This is a genomic window from Luteococcus sp. Sow4_B9 (genome assembly GCF_052116585.1).
GTDB lineage: Bacteria > Actinomycetota > Actinomycetes > Propionibacteriales > Propionibacteriaceae > Luteococcus.
Window position 1 is genome coordinate 1 of record NZ_JBQKKT010000045.1, and the last position, 5,181, is coordinate 5,181.

Here is a 5,181-nt window from a genome sequence, read left to right on the forward strand (position 1 = left end):
CCGGGAGATGGGCCACCAGGCCGCCTTGCGTCAGCTCGCGAACCGCTGGGTCGGGATCCTCCACGGCTGCCTCAAGACCGGCACCCACTACGACGAACACACCGCCTGGGCACACATCCTCGAGCCCCACCCAGACCCTGCCTTGCCCGCCGCTGCTTGACAGGAACAGAACCTGGGATGTCTGCCGCGAGCGGTCAGCTGAGTGCGGCCATCTGGCTTGCGAGGGTTTGGGCAAGTTCTGCAGGGGGGCCAGAGCTGGTGTCCACCTCCAGGTCGTAGTGGATCCCCTGGTGCACGCTGTCGGCCTGAGCTGCTGCCATTCCCACCTCTCGATCCCCGCGACGAGCCTCCCGCTCGGCGGCAAGGTGGGGTGCGAGCCGGACCCCGATCCATACAACGTCCAGGCCCTGCAGCGCCTCAGCCCAGCGAGCTTGGGCGGTCGGCCCGCTGAGGAAGCCGTCCTCGATGAGAAGGTGGGCGCCGGCCCGGGCCATGGCTGCCAGCCCCGCCATCCAGCATTGCTCGATCCGGGTGAAGGCCTTGCCGACGTCGATCGAGCCGTTCGCCGCGATGTTCAGGCCGCCCTGGCTGAGGAGCTGGGGTGGGCAGGCGTCGATCAGGGTGTCGACGCTGAAGCGCAGCCATGTGCCGGGCAGGAGGGGCTGGAGTTCGCGGGTCAGGCTCGACTTGCCCGAACTTGAGCCGCCATTGAGCACCACCACGTTCGGGACCATGCCGCCCATCATCAACCATCCCGAGAACGCACTCAACTGCCGCTGGTCTGACGCCGAAATGCGCTGCATGGTCGCGGGTTCGTCCCTAGGCTTGCCGCGTGCAACAACCCCTGCTCACGGTGGACGAGATCTCCTTGACCCCACCGCTCCTGGACGACGCAGAAGACTGGGCCGCCGCCCAGGACGACGAGTGCGCCCGCTGGTTCGACTGGCCCGGCCGCCCGCCCGTCGAACGATGCCGCGAACACCTCGCCAACGTGACCGCAGCCGACGATCCCGACAGCTACACCTGGGCCATCCGCACACCCACCGGGTTCGCCGGCGGCATCGACCTCAAGCTCGACGAGGGAGCCTGGAACATCTCCTACTTCGTCCACCCCGACCACAGAGGACGCCACATCGCCCGACGAGCGCTCCGCGCAGTCACCGACTGGGCCTTGACCAAACGAGACCTGCCCGCAGTCTGCACCCGAGTCCACACTGACAACATCGCCAGCCAGAAGGTCCTCGTAGCCGCGGGATTCACCCTGACCGGCACGGTCGACAACCCAGAGGCGAATCATCAGGACTTCACCTACGAACGCCACCGCTGAACGCCCTCAACTGCCGCGACGATCGCGGGTGAGGGAGCACGGTGGTCACGCCGATGAGCAAGCGTTCTGATATGTCATCCGCGCCGGTCTGTGGGGTTGAATGGGCTGAAGGGGGGCGTGTGGTCGCCCGGAGCGGGGAGGTAGCCCATGGTTGGTACCAGGTTGGAGAGGCAAGCCCGTCGAGTGGTCGCGCGTGAGGGCGGATTCATCGAGCGCCCGAACGGCGCAGGTGAATTTCAGCTCGCCTATGTGCGCACGGGCCCTGGCGGAGGTATGCCCGTCGTAGTGTTGCCGGGCGGGCCAGGTCTGGCTTCCGCCCTGCCTTATGCGGGTATGCGGAAGTTGGCTGCGAGCCGCGGGCTGGACGTCGTCATGGTCGAGCATCGTGGGGTGGGGCTCTCCGGGACGACGACGGACGGTGAACTGCTCCCGCCCGAGGCCGTGACGGTGGAAGCTGCTGCCGACGATGTCGCTGCGGTGCTCGACCATCTGAACGTGGAGAAGGCGATCATCGCGGGTTCGTCCTACGGGTCCTACCTGGCCCAGGTCTTCGCGATCCGGCACCCGTCGAGAGTGCATGCGCTGGTGCTGGATTCCCCGATGCTTTCCCCGCAGGCCGATCTGGAGACCACGCGCCGGTGGCGACGCTGCCTACTTTGGGAAGGTTCGTCGGCGGAGACCCGAGAGGCGGCCGCGCTGGTGCGGCGGCTGGCGGGCCGTGGGGAACCCATCGAGGCTTTGGGGCACGTTGTCCAGCTGGTCTACGAATTTGCGGGCGCGCAGACGCTTGCTCGACTGCTTCAGGCGCGCCTTGACGGGCGCCTCGGCTGGTTGTGGGGTCAACTGGCGACCTTGGGCACCGGGGAGATCGACGGGAAGGGCACACCCTTCTACATGGAGCCCGATCCCGTCGCCGGGATCTCCTTCGGTCAACTCGGCTATGGGCTGCCCCTCGACGGTGGCCCGCTGGACCCGCAGACTCTGTTCGCCTCGATCGCCGCGAACAAGCCCCCATTCAGGGGTACCCCTGTGGATCTGGAGACGGAGGTGCCTTGCTACAGCTGGCCGGTCGTCGTGCTGTCAGGTGACCGTGACCTGCGAACACCTCGCCCTGTGGCGCAGCAGATCGTGAACATGGCTCCCCAGGGTGTCCTGGTGCCCCTCGCCGATACCGGCCACAGCGCTTTGGACACTCACCAACTGGCCCTCATCCAGACGCTGGTCATTCTGCAGGATCAGGGAGTCGACGGATTGACCGACACGGCCGGCAGGCTTGCTGATCTGCCCCGCAAGGGCGTCTCCGGAATGCTCGGACCCATCTTGACAGCCCTAATCAGAGTTGCCACCGCGATGCCGGTCCCTCGGCTCGGGCGCCCACTCCGCGCCCGCGAGTGACGCCCGCATGCCGCGTTGGGCTACTGCTCCAACGTTCGGTGCCCCAACGACATCTGGAGTCGCACCAGGTAGCCGTCGGGGTCCTGCACGAGGAACTGACGACACCAGCCTGCTCGCTAGGGCTGATGCGGTACCACTTCTCTTCCGGTTCCATGAACAGGGACCAGCCCGCCTCGCTGAGTTGCCTGAGTTGCACGGCAACGTCGGGAACGGAGATCTGGAGGTTGATGCCGCGCCCCAAGGGCGGGTCCGTAGGCGCCGTTACCCAGGTCCTGCCGATGTCGGCTTGGTCGAGCATGATGTGGGCACCGCCTAGGGCGAGGTAGGCGAAGCCATCCTCGGGCTGCTCATAGAGCACCTCGAAGCTAAGCAGGTCACGCCAGAACCGGACAGACACGTTGCAGTCGGTCACGGCCAGCTCGGGCACAAGAGAAGGTTCAGGGCTCATGGGCATCAGCTTCTCAGAGGCATCCTCGAACGTCCTGTCATGCCGCTGACCTCGCGGTCACACTGAGAGGCGCGATGAGCTGCTGCCCCGGATGACGAGGTGGTGGTCGAGGACTGCCTGACGAGGGTGGAGGTCCGGGTTGAGCAGGAGTTGTGCGGCGCGGCTTCCTTGCTCTCGGGCCCGTGCGTCCACGGTCGTGAGCCCGTGGGTCGCGGCGTCGAGGGTCCCGTCGAACCCGGTGATCGCGAGGTCCTTGCCGGGCGTTCGTCCGTGGGATTGGATCATGTCGAGGACGCCGACGGCCAGTTGGTCCCCGGCGCACGCGAAGGCAGTGACGTGTGGGAGGCGCTGGAGGGCTGCGGCTGTGGCTTCGGCGCCGGCCGCGCGGGTCCAACTGGTGGCTTGGGCTATCACCGCGCTGGATGGTTCGAGGCCCTCGACCAGTCCGGTGAGTCGCGGCCATGGGCCCTGGGGTCTCTCATTCGTGACGTAGTGGTCCCAGGTGGTGATGTCGGGCTCTTTGGCGGGGCGGGCTACGGGGCCGGTGACGATGCACACCTGCTCGTGCCCCATGCTGCGCAAGTGATCGCCCATCTCCCTGCCGGCGGCGTGCTCGTCGATGGTCACGTAACAGGGCCCATGGGGCCCGCCAGCCACGACGGGCAGCCCCTGTGACCTGGCCATCGACATGATGGGATGGGTTGCCCAGGTGACCGCGATGCCGTCCACCAGCGTGTTCCGCAGAGCCTGCGCAGAAGCCTGCAGGTCAGGGGCAACAGCCATCAGGACAAGGCTTGCCCCCGCGATTCGGATCTCGTCGGAGAACCCGGCCAGCCACTGGAGTTTGAAGGGGTCATCGAAGGCTGAGCTCAGCGTGTCCATGAACACCACTCCGTAGGCGTTCGCATGTCCTTGTTTCAAGACCCGGCCAGCCACGTGGGGCCCGTAGTAGCCCATCTTCGCGGCCCGTGTCAGGATCCGGTCACGAAGCTCCGGCGACAGCTGATCGGGACGACTGAAGGCGTTGCTGACCGTCGTCGTGGAGACGCCCATCACCTCGGCAACATCACTCATTCGCACCACGTCACTCACCCGCCCGCCTTGTCCGCCCCTTCTTGAGCGATCAAGAACATACTCGTCAGCGACGAGCAACCAAGAGGATTTGGGACCCAACCCCTTGCACTAGGAAGACGAGACGCGCATGACCACGATGAACTGGGCCAACGACGACGCCGTCATCGACGCGGCAACGCGCCTGGCCGCCACCTTGGGTGACGACCCCAACCACACCGTCGCAGCCGCCGCGATGGACCTGTCCGGCGCCATCCACGTCGCGGTGAACAACCACCACTTCACCGGCGGCCCCTGCGCAGAACTTGTAGTCCTCGGCCTGGCCTCCGCAGCCCACGCCGGCCCGCTCGCCACCATGGTCGCCGTCGGTGACGGAGGCCGTGGAGTGATCGCCCCCTGCGGGCGATGCCGTCAGGTCATCCTCGACCAGCACCCCGACTGCTGCATCGTGGTCCCCAACGACGGCACAGTCATCTCCGTGCCCGTGGCCCAGCTGTTGCCCTACACCTACCGGTTCCCGGACGGCACCGCGGAACGCTTCGTCCGGTTCAACGGCCGCTACTACGACGACGTCGTCGCTGGCCGCAAGACGCAGACCGTGCGCTACCTCGATCCTGTCCCGCTGGGGCCCACCACCTTCGTGTTCGAGGACCGCGAGCACCGTGGATTCCGCACCATGCCCGGGGTCATCGACAGCGTCACGCCCATCCACTTGGCAGACCTTGATGACGACTACCAGACAGGTCTGCGGAGCCACTACCCGCGCATGCCACGTGACGCCCAGCTCGAGGACGTGCGCTTCCACATCTGAACTCCCCAGACGAACTCACATGGCACCCCTCTGTGTCAAGGGTGGCTCATGACGCGATCGGCAGCGGCGTCGTAAGGTCGGGGTCAGCGGGTTCGGGAAGTGACTTCTTCGAAGTGCTGGTGTGGGACT

At 66.5% G+C, this 5,181-nt stretch carries 5 protein-coding genes; 3 read left to right on the top strand and 2 right to left on the bottom strand.

All coding sequences use genetic code 11. The features are described 5' to 3' along the window. Positions 1-194 precede the first annotated feature (194 nt). A complete protein-coding gene (locus ACTQ49_RS14715; RefSeq protein ID WP_441828587.1) occupies positions 195-734 on the bottom strand; it encodes a chloramphenicol phosphotransferase CPT family protein in 540 nt (179 codons plus the stop codon). 98 nt (positions 735-832) lie between these two features. Between ACTQ49_RS14715 and ACTQ49_RS14720 the strand changes: the two genes are divergently transcribed. Both ACTQ49_RS14720 and ACTQ49_RS14725 read left to right on the top strand, forming a co-directional pair. After that, positions 833-1,327: a GNAT family N-acetyltransferase gene (locus tag ACTQ49_RS14720; protein WP_441828588.1), complete on the top strand. Its 495-nt coding sequence runs from the start codon at positions 833-835 to the stop codon at positions 1,325-1,327. A 183-nt stretch (positions 1,328-1,510) separates the two neighbouring features. Next, positions 1,511-2,722 carry an alpha/beta fold hydrolase gene (locus ACTQ49_RS14725; RefSeq protein WP_441828589.1) on the top strand — a complete coding sequence of 404 codons (1,212 nt, stop codon included), beginning with the start codon at positions 1,511-1,513 and terminating at the stop codon, positions 2,720-2,722. Between the two features lie 505 nt (positions 2,723-3,227). Here the strand turns inward: ACTQ49_RS14725 and ACTQ49_RS14730 are convergent. Next, the gene (locus ACTQ49_RS14730) at positions 3,228-4,244 is read right to left on the bottom strand and encodes a LacI family DNA-binding transcriptional regulator (protein ID WP_441828590.1); all 1,017 of its coding nucleotides are present in this window, start codon (positions 4,242-4,244) and stop codon (positions 3,228-3,230) included. A gap of 127 nt (positions 4,245-4,371) precedes the next feature. On the opposite strand from ACTQ49_RS14730, the gene ACTQ49_RS14735 reads away from it, so the two are divergent. Continuing rightward, a complete protein-coding gene (locus ACTQ49_RS14735) occupies positions 4,372-5,052 on the top strand; it encodes a hypothetical protein (RefSeq protein WP_441828591.1) in 681 nt (226 codons plus the stop codon). Positions 5,053-5,181 lie beyond the last annotated feature (129 nt).